This is a genomic window from Slackia piriformis YIT 12062, from assembly GCF_000296445.1.
GTDB classification, from domain to species: Bacteria; Actinomycetota; Coriobacteriia; order Coriobacteriales; family Eggerthellaceae; genus Slackia; species Slackia piriformis.
Window position 1 is genome coordinate 1,580,606 of record NZ_JH815198.1, and the last position, 20,384, is coordinate 1,600,989.

Genomic DNA, 20,384 nt, shown 5'->3' on the forward strand with positions numbered 1-20,384 from the left:
ACGCAAGCGAGTCAAAGCCTGCACGAAGACGAATCGCCGCGAAGCGCGACGCATCGACGCGTGATGTATCGACGCATACCGCATTCAAACACAGGAGGGAACAATGGGAGAGTATTCACGCAGAAACTTCCTCAAAGGCTCCGTCGTCGGCCTTGCCGCCATGGCAGGCGCAGGGGCGCTTGCAGGTTGCGCTCCGAAAGGCGCCGGCTCCGGAGGCGGCGCTGCCAAAGACGGCATGACCTACGCCGACACGATTGAGTGGAACGGCGAATACGACGTCGTGGTGGTCGGCTTCGGCGGCGCGGGCGCGGTGGCCGCGCGCTATGCGGCCGAAGAGGGAGCCCGAGTGCTTCTGATCGACAAGGCCCCGCTCGGCAACGAGGGCGGCAACACCCGCTATTGCGGCCAGCTCATCGTGTATTCCGAGGACAAAGAGGCCATGAAGAAGTACTACGCGGGCCTCGCGGCGGGACACGACCTGCCCGAAGACGTGCTGGAAACCTACTGCCAGGGCCTCACCGAGACCAAGCAGATGCTGATTAACGACTTCGACGTGCCCGAAGAGAACTTCCAGCACTGGAAAGACGACTGCAGCCTGCAGCCGCTGATCGCGCACTTCCTTCCCGAGTACCCCGAAATCGAAGGCGGCGAAGCGCTCGACCTCATCAGCGTCAACCGCGAAGAGCAGGGCTTCTCGCATCTGTGGAAGGCCTACCGCAAGAAGATCGACAGCATGAGCGACAAGATCGACGTCTGGTGCAACGCGCCCGCCACGCACCTGTTCCAAGATCCCGTGAGCAAGGCCGTCATCGGCCTGACCGTCGAAAAAGACGGCGAGCCCGTCAACGTGCGCGCGCTCAACGGCGTGGTTTTGAGCTGCGGCGGCTTCGAGAACAACAAGACGATGGTCGAGAGCTACCTGGGCCTTTCCAAGTTCACCGTCAGCGGAACGCTTTTCAACACGGGCGATGGCATCAAGCTCGCCTCCGAAGTCGGCGCGGATTTCTGGCACATGGAGGCCTACGAGGGCAACTGCTTCCATTTCGGCGGCGCGTCCTTCCCCATCAAGGAGACCGAGCATTCCCTGCGTAGCGTCATGAACAACCCGTATCTGGTCAGCGGCAGCTACGTGGTGGTCGGCGACGACGGCCAGCGTTATATGACCGAAGACGCCGTGGCCCGTCACGGACACATGCCCGTGAACGGCGAATGGGTCATGATCAAGCGCCCACACACCACCTGGTGGGTTTGGGACAGCGCGCACAACGAGCTCATCGAGAAGATGAACGGCCTTGCGGGCTATGACGAGACGCTCGTGACCGCCAATACCATCGCCGAACTTGAAGCTGCGCTGGGCATCCGCGAAGGCGCGCTGCAGTCGACCATCGACGGATTCAACCGTTCCGCCAAAGACGGGTTCGACCCCGACTTCCGCCGCGCCCCCGAATCCATGCGACCCTTCTCGGAAACCGGCCCCTACTACGCCATCGAGCTGCGCCAGGCCATCCTCAACACGCAGGGCGGCGCGCGCCGCAACGGTAACGCCGAGGTCATCGGTATCGACGGCGAGCCGATCCCCCATCTGTACAGCGCGGGCGAATTCGGCGGCATCACCCCGTATCAGTACAACGGCGGCGGCAACATGGCGGAATGTCTGATCTTCGGCCGCCTCGCCGGCAAGGGCGCCGCAGCGCAGAAAGATCCGCTGCCTCCTTTGCCCGTCAACGTGGAATCCGAAATCGAATACACGCAGGGCAGCGGCAGCAGCACCGTGGAAACCGACCCGGCAAGCGTCAAGACCGAGGCGAACCAGTACGTCGGCGCTTCCGATTCGGGCATGGGCGGCCAGGCGCTCGTCAAGGTGACGCTGGACGGCTCCACCATCACCAACGTCGAAGTCGTCGAGCATCATGAAACCGCCGGCATCGGCACGCCGGCCATCGAGACGATTCCCTCCGCAATCGTCGAGGCCAACTCGGCCGACGTCGACGTCGTCGCAGGCGCTACCATGTCGAGCCGCGCCATCATCGACGCGACCAAAGACGCCCTGGCAAAGGCCGGCCTGTAAGAGCCATTCCCAATCGCGGGATGCACGCCCCTCCCTCTTTATATCGCGCATCCCGCCTTATCCAAGTTTTGCGATAGCGCCGTATCAACTGCATGCATTCAAGGCGGCACGGCGCAAACACCAACCCCTCCATGAAAAAGGACAGCTTCGGCTGTCCTTTTTCTCGTTCTCTTTTCAGCGCCGTCTTCCTCGGCACACCAAGCAGACGAAGACAGGTAACGCGGGCTGTATCAGTTAAAGCGCTGCTGGGTTTTCTCCAAGCCGTTTTCCAACAAGAACAGCACCGCTTCGGCCGCCAGATGTGTGGCCTGGTCGAAATCATCGCGCGCCTCTTTTTTCGGAAGGCTCAAAACCCAGTCCGCAACAGGCATGCGTCCCGGAGGGCGACCGATCCCTGTGCGCACACGCGTCCAATCCTTCGTCTGAAGCTTGTCAGCAATCGACTTCAAGCCGTTATGCCCCGCCAAGCCGCCACCGAATTTGACGCGAACCGTGCCGGGGTCTATGTCCAGCTCGTCATGTATGACCACGATGTCGGCAGGTGCTATTCTGTATGTAGCACACAGCTGCTTCACCGGCCCGCCCGAAACGTTCATATAGCTTTGCGGCTTGGCCAAGATGAGCTCCTCACCGCGGTATTTCACCTTTGCGGTCAGAGCGCCGCATTCGGTCTTCCAATATGTAGCCCTAAGCTGCTCGGCCAAATCGTCAATGGCATCGAAGCCAGCATTGTGGCGCGTATGGGCGTAGTCGTCGCCGGGATTTCCCAGGCCAACAATCAATCGCATGCATTCCTCCTTGCAGTATTTCGACAAGAATTGTGCCATGCGTCACGCAGCGCTTCCCGAAATGCACAAAACACGCACCCCGTGCTGAGCCTTCTTGGCAACGATCCGCGCATAATCGGCCCTTATCTTTTCTGCCCATACCATGCACGGCGCGCCGCCACCTCGGCCAGATCCCCGATAGCGTCCATGAGCGTAGCCCGCGTCTTCTCGTCGGTGTTTTTGGCAGCGTCCCGCAGCAGCGCGAGAGTCCTAGGCCCCGGCTGGATGATTTCGGCAAAATCCTGCGCCCCGCTCGCCCGCATGGCCGAAAACATCGCGTCCACGATAACGCGAGCCTCTTTGTCATCGTAGCGAGCAAGCCAATCGTTCAAGACGTCGTGCGCGAACCGGGCCGATTGGGAAAGCTCGTCGCACGTCTCGAATTCGAAGCCGTCTATCCCCCATGTGAAAGGATCGTGCTGCCAAGCGCCGGAAGCACTCGATTTCACCACGGTATACGGAGAAGCGTGCTTCATGAGCATGCCGATCAACGACTCACGCGGCACATAGCGCTCTATCAGAGGAACAACCGCAGCACGTTCGTTTTCGGAAAACATGCCCGAGCGAAAACCAGGAGCGTCGAGGCAGTACACGCGCCGGATGCGCCTGCGCGTCTTCTCGTTGCATTTCGCCGCGGCGTACACGGCGAGGTTTCCGCCCTTGGAATGACCGCCGACATACAGCGTCTTCGGCAGACGGCACGCAACGGCTTCCAAGTACCGCAACGCGCCCGTCTGAGAGGGCACGCGGTCCATGTAGGCCATATCGAAATCTTCGCGCCATCCCGTAAACGAGCAGTCCGTGCCGCGAAACCCCACAAAGGCGAATTTGTTTTTATACGAGAACGAAAGCGCGGCAAACTGCGTGTTGTTCTTCTCGTCGAACACGCTCGCGCATTCGCTCATATGCATATCGCGAAACCGAGGACTCGCCGCCAAGGCAAGCATGAGGTCTTTGATCTTATGGGGAACAAGGCCGACGAACATCTCGTCGTAGCACTCGGCAAGAAGCGCGTCTTTGAACCGAAGGCCCCGCTGAGACGCTAAAACCGAGCGCAAACGTGCCGCAGCAATGCCACCAAGCGTCTTCTCTTCTCGCATGGGGGGCATAACTTTCTCCATGCGCACCATGCAGAACTCGGAAAGAACAAGCGCGTCGACCGCACAAAACGGCACCTCTTCGAATGTGGCGAACTCGGTCGCCAGATAATCCATGATGGTTTTCATACGCGACCTTTCCGCATAGATTCCTTACCCACAAGAACAAGCGCCCGTAAACGACTGCCAACGAAGGAGGCCCGAAGACACGGACAAGGCAGCCTGTCCGCGAAAATGGCCGCAAAAGGTTTTCCGTGCACCTGCAAGCCCGTTACTTCGACGCGCCATCACCTTCCCATACAAAAGGCCCGCTGCACAAGGCGACGGGCCGATTGATAGCAAAACGTCAAACGCGCACGCATGCGCGCATGCTCTTATTCGAACAGAGATGCAACAGAGCCGTTCTCGTAGACGTTGCGAATGGTCTTTGCGAACAACGGAGCAACGGAAAGAACCTTGATCTTGCCCGTCTGACGCTCAAGAGGAACGGGGATAACGTTGGTGACGACGACCTCTTCGATGCAGGAATTGGCAATGCGCTCATATGCCGGGCCGCTGAAGATGCCGTGCGTCGCGCATGCAAAGACCTGCGCAGCGCCCTTCGCCTTCAGCGTTTCGGCGGCGGCGACAAGAGAGCCCGCCGTATCGATCATATCGTCGTTGAGGATGCAGATTTTATCCGTGACATCGCCGATCAAAGCGGTGATTTCCGCCTGGTTGTGACGCGGACGGTCCTTGTGCATGATCGCGATATCACTGCCAAGCATGGTCTGGAACTTCTTGGCGGCCTTGGCACGTCCAACGTCGGGAGAAACGACGCACAGCTTCTCGGGGTCGAAGCCCTTCTTCTTGAAGTAGTCGACAAAGATGGGCATAGCGGTCATGTGGTTGACCGGACGGTCGAAAAAGCCCTGGATAGCATCCTGATGAAGGTCGATCGTAATCACGTTGTTCACGCCGGCGGTCTCAAGCAGGTCGGCCACGAGCTTCGCCGTGATGGGCTCGCGCGGTGCGGCCTTGCGGTCCTGACGCGCATAGCCGAAGTGGGTGATAACGGCCGAGATGGTACGGGCGGACGCGCGCTTGGCGGCATCAATCATGATCAGAAGCTCCATGAGCGCATCGTTGATGTGAGCACCAGCGACGGACTGGATCAAGAACACATCGGCGCCGCGCACGCTCTCAAGGTAGCGCGCATAGATTTCGCCGTTCGCGAACTTCTCGAGCTTCACATTGCCAAGGGAAACTCCCAGCTCATTGGCAATCTGGTCAGCAAGCTCAGGGTTCACGGAACCGCTGAAAACGGCTATGCTCTTCTTCATTTCGGTCATGGATGATCGCTCCTTATTTTCCTCAAGACCTCTGCCGAAAAAAGCTCCTGCCCGCCAAGTGCGCGAACAGGAGCGCGTGTACGTATAGCGTATTATGCCCTATTGCGCGAACTTATTCAGCTTTCGCCTGCTGCGCCTGGGCTTTTTTATCGCGCAGCTTCGCCATGTGCTTGGACGCCCAGCCCGGAATCTGACGCTGCTCGGCACGTTCGAGCGCAAGAGCGTCAGCCTCGACATCGCGCGTGATGCACGACGCCGCGCCGATGATGGCGCCTTCACCGATGGTCACGGGAGCAACCAGCATGGAATCGCTTCCGACGAATACGTCGTCTCCGATAACCGTGGCATGCTTGCTCACGCCGTCGTAGTTGCAGGTGATGGAACCCGCGCCAATATTGACGCCCGATCCCATGGTGGTATCGCCGATATAAGAAAGGTGCGGAACCTTGCTGCCGGCACCGATGGTGGATTTCTTGATCTCCACATGCGTGCCCGCCTTGGCTCCCTCGCACAGATGGGTGCCGGGGCGCAGGTATGCGCGGGGGCCGGACGTCGCGCGATCATCGAGACGCGCGTCTTCGGCGACCGTCTCGTCAATGCGGCAGCCGCGGCCTACCACGGTATCCGTAAGGCGCGTATTAGGACCGATAACGCTATCGCGACCGACGGAAGTCTTTCCCATCAGAAACGTCATGGGCAACAGTTCGACATCGTTTTCTATCTTGACGTAGGGGCCGATCCATACCGTGGAAGGATCCCACATGGTAACGCCGGCGGCCATGTGACGCTGGTTGATGCGATGCTGCATGGCAACACTTGCCTGAGAGAGCTGGATGCGCGAATTAACGCCCATGGCCTCTTCGGCATCGTCGGTGACCAGGGCAAGCACGTCGCGGCCGTCGTTGCGGCAGATCTCAAGCACGTCGGTAAGGTAGTACTCGCCCTGCGCGTTGTCGTTCGTAATGCGGGAAAGCGCGTCGAAAAGCGCCGGCGCATCGAAGCAGTAGAAACCGGCGTTGCATTCGTTGATGGAAGCCTCTTCAGGCGTTGCGTCCTTCTGCTCGACGATGCGGGCAACCGAATCGCCTTCGCCTTCGCGCACAATGCGACCATACCCGAAAGGATCGTCCATCTTCATGGTGAGCACCACCACGGCGGCGTTCGTCTGCTCGCGCTTGGCGACAAGGGCAGAGATGGTTTCAGGGGTGATCAGAGGACAGTCGCCCGAGAGGACAACCAAAGAACCCTCGGCAATAGAGCCGTCTTCGCAGGTCATGGCTTCACGAGCGGCATTAACGGCATCGCCCGTGCCAAGCTGCTGCGTCTGGATGACGATTTGAGTGTCGGACTCGACCAAGGGAGCCACCTTTTCGCTCATATGGCCAAGAACGGAAATAACGTCGGAAATACCGGCATCGTGCGCCGCATCGACGACCCAGCGGACAAGCGGCTTGCCCAAAACCTCATGTGCCACCTTGGGCTTCTCCGACTTCATGCGAGTGCCTGCACCCGCAGCAAGAATCAAAGCTTTAGCGTTCATGCGAGAACCTTCTTCGCATCGACAATAAGACACGCGCAGTATACCGCAGGTCAGCTCCAAGCCCTTGCAGCTACGACGAAGACCCACGCAATTCGCAGGAAACAAATGGGCAATGGGCGCCATCAAGCGAAGCGGCGCTCAAACATGACGCAACGCGCAAGAAAAAGCGCGCGAATCAGATAATCGGCCTCGTCCATTCGGGAAGACCCTTCGCACGTCTGTTCGCGCGGCGGCCGCGCATGTTCTCCACGCAGCCTTGCATGCCGTGGGGAACGTATTCCAAGCTCTCGATATCTTCGGGCAAATAGCTCACCAGGCTCAACGGAGCAGTCTGCACGATGCTCTCCGGGTCAGGGCCCGGAATGCGCGGCGTGGCCTCGAAGCCGTATACCGTAGCGCCCTGGGCAACCAGCTTGTTTTCGTAGCCGCTCCAAGGTTCTTCCGGAAACATCGCGCGCACATCATCGGTGCACCAACGTACCTCATAGCCCGCCAGCTCGAGCTGCGTCAGAGAAAAATCGCGCAGCGGCTGGCTGTCGGTGCGCAAACGCACCATGCCTCCTTCGGCCAACACGGCGCGATACGCCATGAGCCTATCCACGTACGTCAAACGCAACGGGGCTTTTTTCTTCTTGGGAAACGGCGTCGAGAAATTCAGCAGGATGGCATCAAGCTCGCCCGGAGCGAATATGGTCGAAAGATCGAGGTCGGGATCTTCCTCGAACACGAACACCGCGTTCGAAACGCCTTCGGCCAGAGCGCGCTCGGCGCCGCGCATCACGCACACGCCTTCGATATCAAGCCCGATGAACAGCACGTCGGGGTTCGCCTTCGCGCATGCCACCGTATACTCCCCTTTTCCGCAGCCTAAATCGAGGCACACATGTTCGTATGGCCTTTCGCGGAAGGCTCGTTCGGCGAAAGGCTCCTCCTGAGGAGCCCACCTGCGCCACGAACCGGCCCATGAACCGGGCTGAGATTCCACCGCCCGGGCGCATCCCGCAAGGCGCTCTTCGAGCGAAAAGCTTTTCGGCATACGAGAGCGAGCGGTGCGCATGGGGACGGTCCTTTCTGACGGCAATGAACGCGCTTCGCGAAAATCGGCGCATGCGACCGAACGCATAAAGCAATCGGATACGCGAAAAACGATCCGGCATGCAAACGATCGGGCGTGCGAAGCAATCGCCAATCTTAACGCGTCAGGGCGTTCTTGACGAGAAAAAACAACGAAGAATATCCCTACAGCTCGACCATGCGAGTCGCCACGCGTCGCAGCAGCGCGGGAGAATGCGAGACTAGCAAAACGCCTATTTCCCGATCGCTCGTGTATTCCATGAGGAAACGCCACACCTGGGCCTGCGTCACGGCGTCGAGCATGGCGGTCGTTTCATCGCAGATGAGATATCGCGGATTCGATGCCAAGGCGCGAACGATGCAGAACCGCTGCAGCTCTCCGCCCGAAAGCTCATGCGGGTGGCGAAGCATCCATTCCTCGCGAATGCCCAAAGCTTCGCACAAGTCGCTGCGCACCGGGCCCGCCTCTTCCAAAACGGCCCGCATGCGCATGCGCGGATCGACCATGCGCTCGGGATGCTGGCCTATGAGCTGCACGGGGCATGCTCCCCGCTTCGGCAAAGCAACGCCGTCTACGAGCACCCTGCCCTGCTGCGGGCGAAGATAGCCGGAAAGAATGCGGCACAGCGTGGTCTTTCCCGTACCGCTCGGCGAAGAAAGCGCCACGCGCTCCCCTTTGTCCACCGAGAGCGAGAATCCATCATACAACGGTCTGTCTCCTGGGTAGGCGAAACGAATATCGAGAGCCTCTAGCATGTCCCACCACCTTTCGGGATGTCGAAATCGTGATCGGGCAACGCGCGCCAAAGCTCCTTGGTAAAAGGATGACGAAGCAAATCCGGAGAAGCGAAATTTGCGACGGCGGTCTCTTCTACCACGGTGCCGTCCTTGAACACCGCCACGCGGTCAGCAACGCGCAGCGCAAGTTCGATGTCGTGCGTGATCAGCAAGACGCCGCCTCCCCCGTCAGCGAACGACCGCAGGTCGTCTAAGGCTCTCACGGCCAGGTCGAGGTCAAGCCCGGGCGTCGGCTCGTCCGCAACGATGAGCTTCGGCTCGTCCACCAGCGCGCAGCACAGAAGAACACGTCGAACCATACCGCCCGAAAGCTCGAACGGATACAGATTGGCAACCTGCGGCTCAAGACCGTAACGTGCGAAAAGCTCCCGCTGAAGGGCGGCGCGCCTTTTCGCATCTTCGGCGTCTTTCGCCACGCCGCGCACCTGACGGCCCACTTTCATGAGGGGGTCAAGGTTCGCGCTGCTTTGGGGGACCAGCGATATGCCTCTTCCGCGCAAGCGCTCGAGGTCTCGCGCGTCGCATTGCCGTCCGTCGAACCAAATCGTTCCCGTCACCGTAGCATTCGGCTCGAAAAGGCCCAGAACGGAATCGGCCAAAAGCGTCTTGCCCGAACCCGACGCGCCCACCACAGCCACAATCTCGCCCGCATGCACCGAAACGCTCAGGTCGTGAATGACCTGGACCGTTCGTTTCCTCGCCCGGAAAAAACACCTGTCGGACGAATCGTACATGGAAAACGAAACCCCGAGGTTTTCCACCTGGAGCAGATGATGCCCGCCGATATGCTTCGAAGCCGTCGCGTGGCTATGGTGATGATGCAGCTCGGCCGAAGCATGGTCGGTCTGCTCGTGCGCAAATGCGCTTTCGTTGCTCTGCTCTACCATAGCTACTCCTGCGACGTATGGGGATCGACAAGCGTGCGCAAACTGGACCCTGCCATGTCGAACAGCAGCACGACGGCTACCAGCGCCAAGCCCGGAAACACCGCGAGCCACCACATGCCGGCGGAAAGGTAACCCATAGATTCGCTGAGAATGATGCCGATGGCCGGCTGCTCGGGCGGAAGGCCGAACCCCAGAAACGTAATAGACGCTTCGTGCAATATGGCATGGGGAAACAGCAAGATCAAGCCCACGAGATACTGGGGAAACACATACGGAAGCATGTGACGAACGGCTATAGCAACCGGGCTTTTCCCAAGCCTTCGAGCCATCGCCACAAAGTCCGCCTCCTTGCATTGCAGCACTTCGGCACGCACCACACGCGCCAAACTCGGCCAATGCGTAATAGCGACACCCACGGCAACGCCCCAGAAGCCCTTGCCGAGCGCGTAAGAGATCAAAATGAGCAAGACAATGTGAGGAACGCCCATCATAAGGTCGATGAGCCAGGTCACCGCGGCATCGACGCGCTTTCCTCCCAGGGCGGCCGCCGTTCCGAGCACCACGGCTATGACCGAGGAGACCCCCGCAGCCAGAAGCCCCACCAACACGCTGGTGGAAAGCCCCGCCACGGTGCGCACCAGCATATCGCGTCCCATCCAGTCGGTTCCAAACGGGTGAGCAAGGCTCGGCGCCAGATTCTTCTGCGTGAAGTCCGTCGCGCTTGCCGCGTCTTGCAGCACAGCGCCGGCAACGACCACTGACGCAAGCACCGCTACGGCAATGGCAAATTTCACAAGAGTCGCCATGCGATTCGAAGACTTCACGCATGGAGCATGAAGCAGCACGCCTTCGGTCAACGGGCGCTGCGCGAACATCCCCCCGCGCAGCGAAAAAGCCCCCTGGGAGGCCGCGGCCTGAACAGCAGGCTCTTTAAGCATGGCGCGTCTCCTTCCTCATGCGAGGGTCGATGACGCCGTAGAGAATGTTCGCGGCCAAATTGCCTCCGAACACGAGCGCAGCCGATGCAACGGCAATGCCGGCAAGCAGCGCGGCATCGCCGCCAAGACCGGCCGTGATGGCCGCTTGGCCGAGCCCAGGATAGGAAAACACCTGCTCCACAAGGACCGAACCGCCGAATATTTCGGAAATAGACGCAAACTGCAGCGTCAAAGCGGGAAGCGCCAAATTGCGCAGACCGTGACGGCGGACTGCCGCCCACGTGCTCAGACCGCGCGCACGGGCAAACCGCATGTAGTCGGACTCCAGGATGTCGACCAGTTTTTCACGCGTATGCAACGCGATGTTGGCAACGCCCACCACGGATAACACCAACGCGGGAAGTGCCATATGATGCACGGCGTCAGCAAGTGTCACGTCCGCAGCAGACATGCCGATGGGAACGGAGAAGCCCAGCGGGAACCACCCAAGCCATACGGAAAATACCATCAAGGCCACAAGACCAAGCCAAAACGTCGGCGTGGAAGCAAGCACGAAGCAATACCCCTTCACCACGCGATCGGGCCAACGCCCCTTGAACACGCCGGCTATAACGCCAAGAGCAAACCCGAGAACGCCGCTTACCGCCCAGGCGACGGCCATGAGCGCAAATGAATTCAAAAACCGCACGGCAACAACCTCGGAAACGGGCGCATTGAACCGCAGCGACGTTCCCATGTCGCCCTGGACGAACGCAACCAACCAGTTCGCATAACGCTCCCACAGCGGGGTGTCGACCCCCCAATAGGACGCCAACTGGGCGCGCTTCGCCTCGCTCATGCTCACGTAGGCAGCCTGTCCAACATTGGCCTGCACCGGATCGATCGGCGAAAGGCTCACCAGGATGAACACCACCGCGCTTACCGCAAGCATGAGCAGCACGAATTTGACGATATGTCGAGCGATGAATTTGAGCATAGGGTTGCTATTGTACCTTTTCTTCGTTCGTGCGAAGCCGCGCGATGGCTACGCCCAGCTCCACCGGTCGACGTTGTTCACCAGGCTCCAGCCATGCCCGTGCGGATGAGGCTTCTGCTCGGCAACCTCGAGACCTGTGCGCTTGAAGTACAGATGGTCCACGTTGGCAAGCCACACCCACGTAGCCGCGCCCTGAGGAGCAACCCCCTGCGTTCCGTCCCACTGCGCCTTCTGGAACAGTTCGTAGGAATCTTCGATATAGGGAACAGCGAGCGCTTCGTCCAGATAACTGTCGATTTCGGCGTTGTCATAGCATGCGTAGTTGCCCCAGCCCTTCGAATAGGTGAGCTCGTAAAGCTCCGTCGGCGCATTAGACCCCCAGCCCCACAGAATGGGCGTGGCAAACTCGTGGGGATAGATGTCGTCCCAGCTTGCCCCCTTGATACTCACCTCGATGCCCAGCTCTTTCATCTGGTCGGCGAACTCGGCGGCCAACGCCTGACGAACAGAGTCGTCCGACGCGTAATACATGTCGAACGCCGCACGAACGCCGTCTTTCGAACGAATGCCGTCTTCGCCCAAGGCCCATCCGGCTTCGTCAAGCAGCTTTTTCGCAGCCTCGACGTCGGTTTCGACCTTCATATCGGGGCTTCCCCACGGAGACGAATCGCATACGCTGTACGCCGGTGTGCCGTACCCGTTGAGCACGTTGTCAATCATAGCCTGCCTGTCCACACCGTAGTTGATGGCTCGACGAACCGTCAAATCGCAGGTCACGTCGTTGCCGGCAGGATATTCGTTCGCTCCGTCGGCCTTGGTCTGCCCCGCAGCGATGCTCGGAAGAGAAATTCCACGCGAATCGACCGTTTCGCACGCAAAAAGCTCGTAGCCTTCGCTTGTCTGGTCGCTGTAGGTGGCAGACGTGTAGGCAATGTCCACCTGACCGGCGCGCACCGCAGCAAGAGCGGCATCTTCCTCCATGAAGACCACCACGACGCGTTCCATCTTAGGGGCCTCGCCGTAGTAGTCGGGGTTCGCCTTGAGAATGACCTGCTGGCCGCGATCCCACTGCTCAAGCATATAGCGGCCCGAACCGATCGGATTGGCGCCGTAGTCCTCCCCATGGGCATGCTCGGGCACGATGCCCACGACGGCAAGCGTGTACAGAAGCGCGTTATAAGGCTTCGTCATGGTAATTTCCACATGCGTGTCATCGGTCGCCACGGCCTTTTCGACCATGGAAAGGTCGGCCTCGGCCGCCTCGGATTCGATAATGCCGTTGATGGTGAACGCCACATCAGATGCGCTCAGAGGCTCTCCGTCGGTGAACTTCGCGTCGTCACGAATAGTGAAATACCAGGTCATTCCATCGTCTGCGCAGTAATACTCCGTGGCAAGATCGTTGACGAACTCGAGATTGGCATCCGTGGTGATGAGGGTGGATTGGATCAAGGGCTCATGCACGTGTTCGCCGCAGCCCCACGACACAAAGGGGTCGAAGCCGGCGGCCGGCTCGCTGTTCATGTTCATGGCAACAATGACCTGGTTCTTTACCCCCGCGTCGTTCGCAGAAGGGCTTCCGTCGGCGCCGTTGCCGCCGCATGCGGAAAGCACGCCGGCGCATGCGACGCTCGCACCTCCGGCAGCAATCAGCTGCGCAAAACGGCGGCGGGTCATATTCGTGGGAAGTGCAGACATGGCTTCTCCTTCGAAAGAGCGGCGCGGATTTGCTCCGCACCCAAGAGTGTTACTTTTTCAAAACTCGTAACACCATAAAGCAAGGGTATTACTTAATCAATATTCGTAACACCAGAGGCTCAAGATTGCTGCAAGCGGTAGAAAGAGCGAAGGGGGTCACGGGAGGCGCGTCGCACGGCCGCGGGACCCAAACCCCCTTCGAGGTCCTCCGCATCCGCACGCCAAACACCGCGCCCCACACGGAGCCCTCCTGCTCGTCCAACCTGCATGCACGCACCGAACGCTGCGCTTCGCACGAGCACGCTAGAGCTCAAGCTCCTCTTTGATATAGCGCCCCGTCACGCTTCGCTCACACGATGCAACGTCTTCGGGCGTGCCACACACCACAACTTCACCGCCGTCCTCGCCACCACCAGGCCCTAGATCTATCACGTAATCGGCGTTGGTGATCATATCCAGGTCGTGCTCAATCACCACCACGGTGGCACCGGCGTCAACCAGACGTTGCAAAACGTCCAACAGCACTTCCACATCAAGAGGATGCAGCCCGATGGTAGGTTCGTCGAACACAAACAATGCATTGTCCTGGCTGCGCGTCAACTCCCCCGCAAGCTTCAGGCGCTGCGCTTCGCCGCCCGAAAGCGCCGGCGTCGCCTCGCCGAGCGTGAGGTATCCCAGCCCCAAATTGTGCAGAACGTCGAGCTTGGTCTTAACGCTGCGCAAACCCGCAACAGAGCCGCACGCTTCATCCACCGTCATGGCAAGAAGCTCAGGAAGGGATACCTCCTGTTCGCATGCGACCGATTCAGACGAAGCGCCGGCAACCTCAACGTCTGAGGCGCCGTTTAGCCGGCCCGCCGAAACCGTTCGCTTCACCTCATACGCCTCGCGGCCATAGCGCGAACCTCCGCACGAGGGACACGGCATGTCCACATCGGGAAGGAACTGCACGTCAAGCGAAACCTGACCCGTTCCATCACAGACTTCGCAACGCAGCGAACCCGTATTGTAGGAAAATGCGCCCATTTTAAGGCCTCGCTCCTGCGCCACAGGCGTTTTCGCGTACGCGCGGCGCAAATCGTCAAGCACGCCTGAATACGTCGCTACGGTCGAGCGCACATTGGCCCCTACAGGACTCGCGTCAATCAGATGAACACGCTCGATACCAGCCGGCTCAAGGCTCCTTACATGCTTCGGCATTGCCGCGCCTTCGGCGACCGCGCGCAACGCGGGCACAAGCCCCTCGAGAACCAGCGTGGTCTTCCCCGAGCCGGAAACACCCGTCACCGCCACAAGGCGTCCACGAGGAATGCGCACCGAAAGCGGCTTGACCGTGTGCATCTTGCCCGTCGAAAGCTCGATGCAGCCAAGGTCGAACATGGTCGCCTTTTCCGCACGATTGCGCACACGCACGCGCCGGCCGCCCGAAAGAAACGCGCCCGTCCGAGACCGAGGGCACTCTATGAGCTCCGACGGAGACCCCTGCGCTATGACGTGACCGCCGTTCGCACCCGATCCGGGGCCTATCTCCACAAGATGGTCGGCATGGCGAAGCACCCTTACGTCATGGTCGACCAGCACCACGGAGTTCCCGTCGGCAAGAAGATCGTCCACCACGCCCAAAAGACCGTCGACGTTCGAGGGGTGCAAGCCTATGGACGGCTCATCAAGAACATAAAGCGCACCCGTTGTACGACCCCGCACGGCACGAGCAAGCTGTACGCGCTGACGCTCTCCCGTCGAAAGCGATGAGCTTGCACGATCAAGGCTCAAATACCCCAAGCCCAGCTGCTGCAGGCGCCGCATGGGCTCGGCCATTTCGCCTACGATCGCGCGTGCCATATCGCGCACTTCGGAGGGCACCGCATCGGGAACCGAAGCCGCCCATGCCGAAAGTTCATCGAGCACCATCGCGCTTGCCTGCGGCAAGGTAACGCCGCCAATACGCGGCGCGCGGGCGCGGGCGGCAAGACGCGTTCCCCCGCAATCGGGACAAACGCCTTCTTTCAGGAACTTCGCCACGCGAGCAAGACCTTTTTCGTCCTTTGCCTTCGAAAGCGAATTTTCAACGGTATAGACCGCGTTGAAATACGTGAAATCGAGCTCGGCGACTTGGCCCGTTTTCGGAGACTGGTAGATAATGTGGCGCTTCTCCGCAGGACCGTGAAATACGATATCGCGCTCTTGCTCGGTCAATTCGCGAAACGGCACGTCTATGCGCACGCCCATCTCCTGCGCCACCTGCGGCATGAGAGACCACATGAGCTGACGCCACGAAGCCACAGCGCCGTCTTGGATACTCAGCGATTCGTCCGGTACCAACGTGGATTCGTCCACTTCGCGCACCACGCCTGTGCCCGAGCACGCAGAACAGGCGCCCGCACTGTTGAACGCTAGTTCTTCGGCGCCAGGGCCGAAGAACTCCGCGCCGCAGACAGGACACGCAAGCGGCCTCTCAAGCGCCACATTCACCGAAGCCGGCACGTAATGGCCGTGGGGACACACGTGCTCCGCTACGCGCGAAAACAGAAGGCGAAGATAATTCAACAGCTCCGTGGAGGTGCCGAACGTGGAATGAACGCCGGGAATGCCCGGGCGTTGACGAAGCGCAATGGCCGCGGGCACGTGCAGCACTTCGTCGACCTGCGGACGAGAATCTTGCGCGATACGGCGACGTGTGTACGTGGAAAGCGCATCGAGGTAGCGGCGCGAGCCTTCGGCGTATAACACGCCCAAGGCAAGAGAGCTTTTGCCCGAGCCGGAAACGCCCGCAATGCCCACAAGCTTTCCCAGGGGAATATCGACGTCGATATTCTTCAGGTTGTGAACCCGCGCGCCGCGCACCTCGATGCAATCCGGTGCGGCAAACGCCTGAGCGCCCCTGCCACCTTCTTCGTGCATCTTTCGCATACCGCCCCTTTCGTCTTTCGAAGCCCATTCATTCATAGCCAGAAAACCTTGCTAGAGCGCCTTGGGGCGCATTTGAGCTGGTACAATATGCATATCAGGATAGAAAGGAGCCATGATGAAAGTTTTTGGGCTCGGCTTTCCCGAATTGGCAATCACTTCTGCCGTCTTCGCAATTCCCCTCGTTATCGGAGTGCTGCTCATTGTAGCCCTTGTCCTTGGCATCAGGGCGCTTCTGAAATACCTCCGCAACACCGACTGACAACAATCGCATCTTGAATTAACGAAGAAGGCTGGCGCAATCCTGTTGCACCAGCCTTCTGTACATACGAAACGAATTTACGCCAGCTGCGCCTCTACCACATCGGCGATGGTACGAGCATGGGCGTCGGCCACATCCTGCGTTTCAGCCTCCACCATGACGCGCACCAAAGGTTCGGTACCGCTAGTGCGAACCAGCACGCGGCCGGAATCCCCCATGGCCTCTTCGGCGGTACGCACGGCGCCCCAGATTGCCTCGTTGCCGTCAAGCGCATGCTTGTCCTTCACGCGCACGTTAATCAGCGTCTGGGGGAAGCGAGTCATGACCTTGATAGCCTCCTCGACCGGCTTTTCGCTTCGACGAACCGCCGCCAGGAACTGACATGCCGTCATAAGGCCGTCGCCCGTGGAATTGTGCTCGAGCAAAATCATGTGGCCCGACTGCTCGCCGCCAAGGACGTAGCCGCCTTCGCGCATGGCTTCGAGCACATAGCGATCGCCCACCTTGGTCTGAAGCACCTCGATACCCGCTTCGCGCATTGCATGCACGAAGCCCAGATTGGTCATGACCGTGGAAACGGCGACGTTGCCCGGCAGGCAGCCGCGATTCTTCAGGTCAACGGCAAGCACGGCCTCCATCATGTCGCCGTCAATCTCTGTGCCGTCAACGGCAAGCATCATGACGCGATCGGCATCGCCATCGTGAGCAATGCCCACGTCGGCGCCGCTTTCCGCCATAAGCTCAGACAACGGACCCAGGTGGGTCGATCCGCATTCGACGTTGATGTCGTTTCCATCGAAGTCGTCGTTGATGACCGTCACCTCGGCGCCTAGGCGGCGAAGCGCTTCTGCGCTGGTAAGAGACGAAGCGCCGTGGCCAGTATCAAGCGCCACATGCAGCCCCGAAAAATCGATGCCTTGGGCCTGAATGGAATTCACCACGTGATCGATATACATCTCGCAGGCATCTTCGACCTCCACGGCAACGCCTACCAAGGCGCCTGCGGGCATGGAAGCTTCTTCTCCCTGCTTGAGCACGCGCTCGACCGCACCTTCAAGACCGCCTTCGGCGATAAACTGCTCGATTTCGTCTTCCACGGCATCAGGCAGTTTGAAACCCTGAGCGTCGAAGAACTTAATGCCGTTGTACTCCGGCGGATTGTGAGAAGCGGAGATGACGATGCCGCCGTCGGCGTGCAGCTCGCGCGTAAGCAGCGCCACGGCGGGCGTGGGAATCACTCCGGCAAGCAGAGCGTCGCCACCGGCGCTGGTGATGCCCGCAACAACGGCCGCTTCCAGCATGTCGCCGCTTTTGCGCGTGTCCTTGCCGAGCACGATGGTCTTGCCCATGAATGCAACGGAAGCTTGTCCCAAACGGTATGCGAGTTCGCACGTCAAATCGACGTTTGCGACGCCGCGCACACCGTCGGTTCCGAAAAGTCGAGCCATGAAGTGCTCCTTTCAGGTGAATGAACTCCTACATTCTACCACTGCAGGCTAAAAGAGCGTTCACGCGCCGACGAACGTGGGCAGACCGAGGCGCCGGGGGTCGCCTCTTCTTTGCGCTCGCTAGTTGCCTGCGCCCATCTCGCCCGCATCGGACAACCGCTTCATGAAGCGGTAATCTATCCACGAATCGACAACCGCAAGCGCCAGCGAAGAGACGGCAAGCGCCGCCCATGATGCAGACACGGAATCCATAAAGACATCGACCACCGCAAGGCAGCCAGCCGTGAAAAGCGCGTCTGCGGCGGTGTGAAGCGCGTAAAAGCCTACGCCCCCTTCGTTTTTCAACGCGCCAATCTTGAAAAGCGCTACGGGGATTGCCTCGACAATGAAATCAAACGGGGTGCAAATCAGATACCCCAAAAAGAAAAAGAGGAAGAACGCGCCGACGGATTCGTATTCGAACCCTAGATAGGACATGACGCCGCCCTGGAACAGCGCGCAGATACCCACCACGACGAAAAACAGCACCGCGGCAAGCACCGTTGCAAGAATACCGCCCGCAATACGGGGAGGCTGCATCATTGGAAACTCCCTTTCCCTTCCAGCGAGTCTTTGTCGCCCTCTCGAATGGCTTTCTTCCCTTGGCTTGCATCGCCTTTCTTCGCCAAAAGAAAGACCGTTGCCATGATTAGCACGAACCCGATCATGTCCATCGCTACAAATTCGGTCCGCAGCCACAAGAGCGCGCATAGCGTTGCCGAAACCGTCTCGACGCTTGCAAGAAGACTTGCGCGAGCGGCGCCGATGTCGTTGATGGCCGTCAAATATGCCGCGAATCCCACGAGCGTGCCGACGCCCGTCAGACCGCCGTACATGGCGAGCAGCCCCGCAATGTCAAGATCAGGAGCCCGGTTCCAGCAGCCAGCACCTAGGTATAGCACCACTCCGCCCAAAAGCAGGCCGCATGCGACAACTGACACGCTCCCGTATTCTTTCATGAGAGACCCAGGAAGCAGGGAGTAAATTGCCACGGCGACGGCGGCGGACAGCCCCCAGAACACGCCCTCGAAAGATAAAGCCATGGTCGAGGGGTTGCCATGCGTGGCAAGCAAATACGTTCCCAGCACCACGCACGCAACCGCAACGGCCTCCTTCGCGCTTGGAGGACGGCGTTTTGAAAAACACGACGCCACAACGATGAGAACGGGGCCGACGTATTGCAGCACCGTTGCCGTGCCCGCGTTCGAATATTGAATGGCCAGCAAATACGTCACCCTGCAAAGCGTGAGTCCTACCAGGGAAAACAGAACCAGCCGAGCAACGGAGCGCGGGTTCGAGAACAATGCGCGCAACGATTCTCTTCTGCGCGTTGCGGCATAAAGCATTAAAGCGGCACCGGCAACCGCCATAGCCACCGCCGATGCCCATAAAGGATCGACGTTTTGAGCGAAAAGATACTGAGAGCATGCGCCAGAAAAACCCCAGCCCGTGCCCCCGATGAGAGCCAGCAAAACGCCGCGTGTATTTCGATTCGTTTTCATGACGAACAGGATAACATGCACGAACGTCGCAAACGAACGGCTCAGCGACACGCTCCTCTTCCCGTTTGCCCCGCAGCGCGCCCGCCCTTCGCCATCCGACGATACGCGCCCGCAACACATGGCCTTCTCCTCGTTGCGAGGCAATACGCCCCACAATGCACGGCTTCTCCCCGTTGCGAGGCAACACGCCCCACAATGCACGGCTTCTCCCCGTTGCGAGGCAACACGCCCCCGCAACGCGCGCTTTCCCTCTGAGTGCGCTATTCTGTACGACGACCAAAAGATACGCAGCGTCCCGCAAAGGGGCCTCTTAGCGCGAAACGGAGCACCCTATGGAATTGAAGCAGATTGCAAGCTTTCAGGTAGACCACACCAAACTCGTCGAGGGCATGTACACCTCCCGCGTCGACGGCGACATCACCACCTACGACATTCGCATGGTGAAGCCGAACTGCGGCACCTATCTCCCCTACGCGGCCATTCATAGCTTCGAGCACCTCTTTGCCACCTATGTTCGCAGCACGGAACTGTCCGACCAGGTGATTTACGTCGGACCTATGGGCTGCCGCACGGGATTCTACTTCCTCGTACGCAATATGGAACCTGCCGTTGCCATCGATCTCATCAACGACATGCTGGCTTTCATCGCCGATTTCGAAGGCGACGTTCCCGGCGCAACCGAAGTTGAATGCGGCAACTACCGCGAACAAGACCTCGAGGGTGCTAAGAATATCGCACGCAAGATGATTCCCATTCTGCGCGATTGGACTCCTGCCGACTTGGCATACGAGAAATAGAGCCCCCGGCGAAACGCGCACCCGCGCACCCGCGCACCCGCGCACCCGCGCACCCGCGCACCCGCGCACCCGCGCACCCGCGCACCCGCGCACCCGCGCACCCGCGCACCCGCGCACCCGCGCACCCGCGCACCCGCGCTGAATTATCCCGCATGCAAGAAAGCCGCCACAGTGGCGGCTTTCTTCGTTTCTCGC

At 59.8% G+C, this 20,384-nt stretch carries 17 protein-coding genes; 3 read left to right on the plus strand and 14 right to left on the minus strand.

Features of this window, described 5'->3' with window-relative positions; translation table 11 throughout:
- Positions 1–103: 103 nt before the first annotated feature.
- Positions 104–2,068, plus strand: a complete 1,965-nt coding sequence (locus tag HMPREF9451_RS06995) for an FAD-dependent oxidoreductase (protein ID WP_009139603.1) — start codon at positions 104–106, stop codon at positions 2,066–2,068.
- A 230-nt stretch (positions 2,069–2,298) separates the two neighbouring features.
- Here the strand turns inward: HMPREF9451_RS06995 and pth are convergent, their stop codons facing one another.
- The 11 genes from pth to HMPREF9451_RS07050 form a co-directional block, all read right to left on the minus strand.
- Positions 2,299–2,856, minus strand: a complete 558-nt coding sequence (gene pth, locus HMPREF9451_RS07000) for an aminoacyl-tRNA hydrolase (protein WP_009139604.1) — start codon at positions 2,854–2,856, stop codon at positions 2,299–2,301.
- 122 nt (positions 2,857–2,978) lie between these two features.
- On the minus strand, positions 2,979–4,121 hold the full coding sequence (locus HMPREF9451_RS07005) for an Mbeg1-like protein (protein WP_009139605.1): 1,143 nt from the start codon (positions 4,119–4,121) through the stop codon (positions 2,979–2,981).
- Between the two features lie 245 nt (positions 4,122–4,366).
- A complete protein-coding gene (locus HMPREF9451_RS07010) occupies positions 4,367–5,323 on the minus strand; it encodes a ribose-phosphate diphosphokinase (protein WP_009139606.1) in 957 nt (318 codons plus the stop codon).
- Between the two features lie 112 nt (positions 5,324–5,435).
- Positions 5,436–6,863, minus strand: a complete 1,428-nt coding sequence (gene glmU / locus HMPREF9451_RS07015) for a bifunctional UDP-N-acetylglucosamine diphosphorylase/glucosamine-1-phosphate N-acetyltransferase GlmU (protein WP_009139607.1) — start codon at positions 6,861–6,863, stop codon at positions 5,436–5,438.
- Positions 6,864–7,038: 175 nt separating this feature from the next.
- Complete coding sequence (gene trmB / locus HMPREF9451_RS07020; protein ID WP_009139608.1) at positions 7,039–7,920, minus strand: tRNA (guanine(46)-N(7))-methyltransferase TrmB; 882 nt, start codon at positions 7,918–7,920, stop codon at positions 7,039–7,041.
- A gap of 182 nt (positions 7,921–8,102) precedes the next feature.
- Positions 8,103–8,693 carry an ABC transporter ATP-binding protein gene (locus HMPREF9451_RS07025; RefSeq protein WP_009139609.1) on the minus strand — a complete coding sequence of 197 codons (591 nt, stop codon included), beginning with the start codon at positions 8,691–8,693 and terminating at the stop codon, positions 8,103–8,105.
- Entirely contained in the window at positions 8,687–9,622 is a 936-nt protein-coding gene (locus HMPREF9451_RS07030) for an ATP-binding cassette domain-containing protein (RefSeq protein ID WP_009139610.1), read from the minus strand. The genes HMPREF9451_RS07025 and HMPREF9451_RS07030 overlap by 7 nt, the downstream gene beginning before the upstream one ends.
- 2 nt (positions 9,623–9,624) lie before the next feature.
- Positions 9,625–10,560 carry an ABC transporter permease gene (locus HMPREF9451_RS07035; RefSeq protein ID WP_009139611.1) on the minus strand — a complete coding sequence of 312 codons (936 nt, stop codon included), beginning with the start codon at positions 10,558–10,560 and terminating at the stop codon, positions 9,625–9,627.
- Positions 10,553–11,536 (minus strand): ABC transporter permease, encoded by a 984-nt coding sequence (locus HMPREF9451_RS07040; protein WP_009139612.1) that lies wholly within the window; start codon positions 11,534–11,536, stop codon positions 10,553–10,555. The genes HMPREF9451_RS07035 and HMPREF9451_RS07040 overlap by 8 nt, the downstream gene beginning before the upstream one ends.
- A 48-nt stretch (positions 11,537–11,584) precedes the next feature.
- On the minus strand, positions 11,585–13,234 hold the full coding sequence (locus HMPREF9451_RS07045) for an ABC transporter substrate-binding protein (RefSeq protein WP_009139613.1): 1,650 nt from the start codon (positions 13,232–13,234) through the stop codon (positions 11,585–11,587).
- Between the two features lie 303 nt (positions 13,235–13,537).
- Positions 13,538–16,135, minus strand: coding sequence for an excinuclease ABC subunit UvrA (locus HMPREF9451_RS07050; RefSeq protein WP_148508699.1), 2,598 nt, complete (start codon positions 16,133–16,135; stop codon positions 13,538–13,540).
- A 121-nt stretch (positions 16,136–16,256) separates the two neighbouring features.
- Between HMPREF9451_RS07050 and HMPREF9451_RS09865 the strand changes: the two genes are divergently transcribed.
- Positions 16,257–16,403 (plus strand): hypothetical protein, encoded by a 147-nt coding sequence (locus tag HMPREF9451_RS09865; RefSeq protein ID WP_156789201.1) that lies wholly within the window; start codon positions 16,257–16,259, stop codon positions 16,401–16,403.
- Between the two features lie 77 nt (positions 16,404–16,480).
- On the opposite strand, the gene glmM is transcribed toward HMPREF9451_RS09865, so the two are convergent.
- The 3 genes from glmM to HMPREF9451_RS07065 form a co-directional block, all read right to left on the minus strand.
- A complete protein-coding gene (glmM, locus tag HMPREF9451_RS07055) occupies positions 16,481–17,851 on the minus strand; it encodes a phosphoglucosamine mutase (RefSeq protein ID WP_009139616.1) in 1,371 nt (456 codons plus the stop codon).
- 120 nt (positions 17,852–17,971) lie between these two features.
- A complete protein-coding gene (locus HMPREF9451_RS07060) occupies positions 17,972–18,433 on the minus strand; it encodes a YrvL family regulatory protein (RefSeq protein ID WP_009139617.1) in 462 nt (153 codons plus the stop codon).
- Positions 18,430–19,443, minus strand: coding sequence for a DMT family transporter (locus tag HMPREF9451_RS07065; RefSeq protein ID WP_198001812.1), 1,014 nt, complete (start codon positions 19,441–19,443; stop codon positions 18,430–18,432). Before HMPREF9451_RS07065 ends, HMPREF9451_RS07060 begins: the two co-directional genes overlap by 4 nt.
- A 281-nt stretch (positions 19,444–19,724) precedes the next feature.
- Here HMPREF9451_RS07065 and HMPREF9451_RS07070 point away from each other — a divergent pair, with 281 nt between their 5' ends.
- Positions 19,725–20,189: an S-ribosylhomocysteine lyase gene (locus HMPREF9451_RS07070; protein WP_009139619.1), complete on the plus strand. Its 465-nt coding sequence runs from the start codon at positions 19,725–19,727 to the stop codon at positions 20,187–20,189.
- Positions 20,190–20,384: the final 195 nt, after the last annotated feature.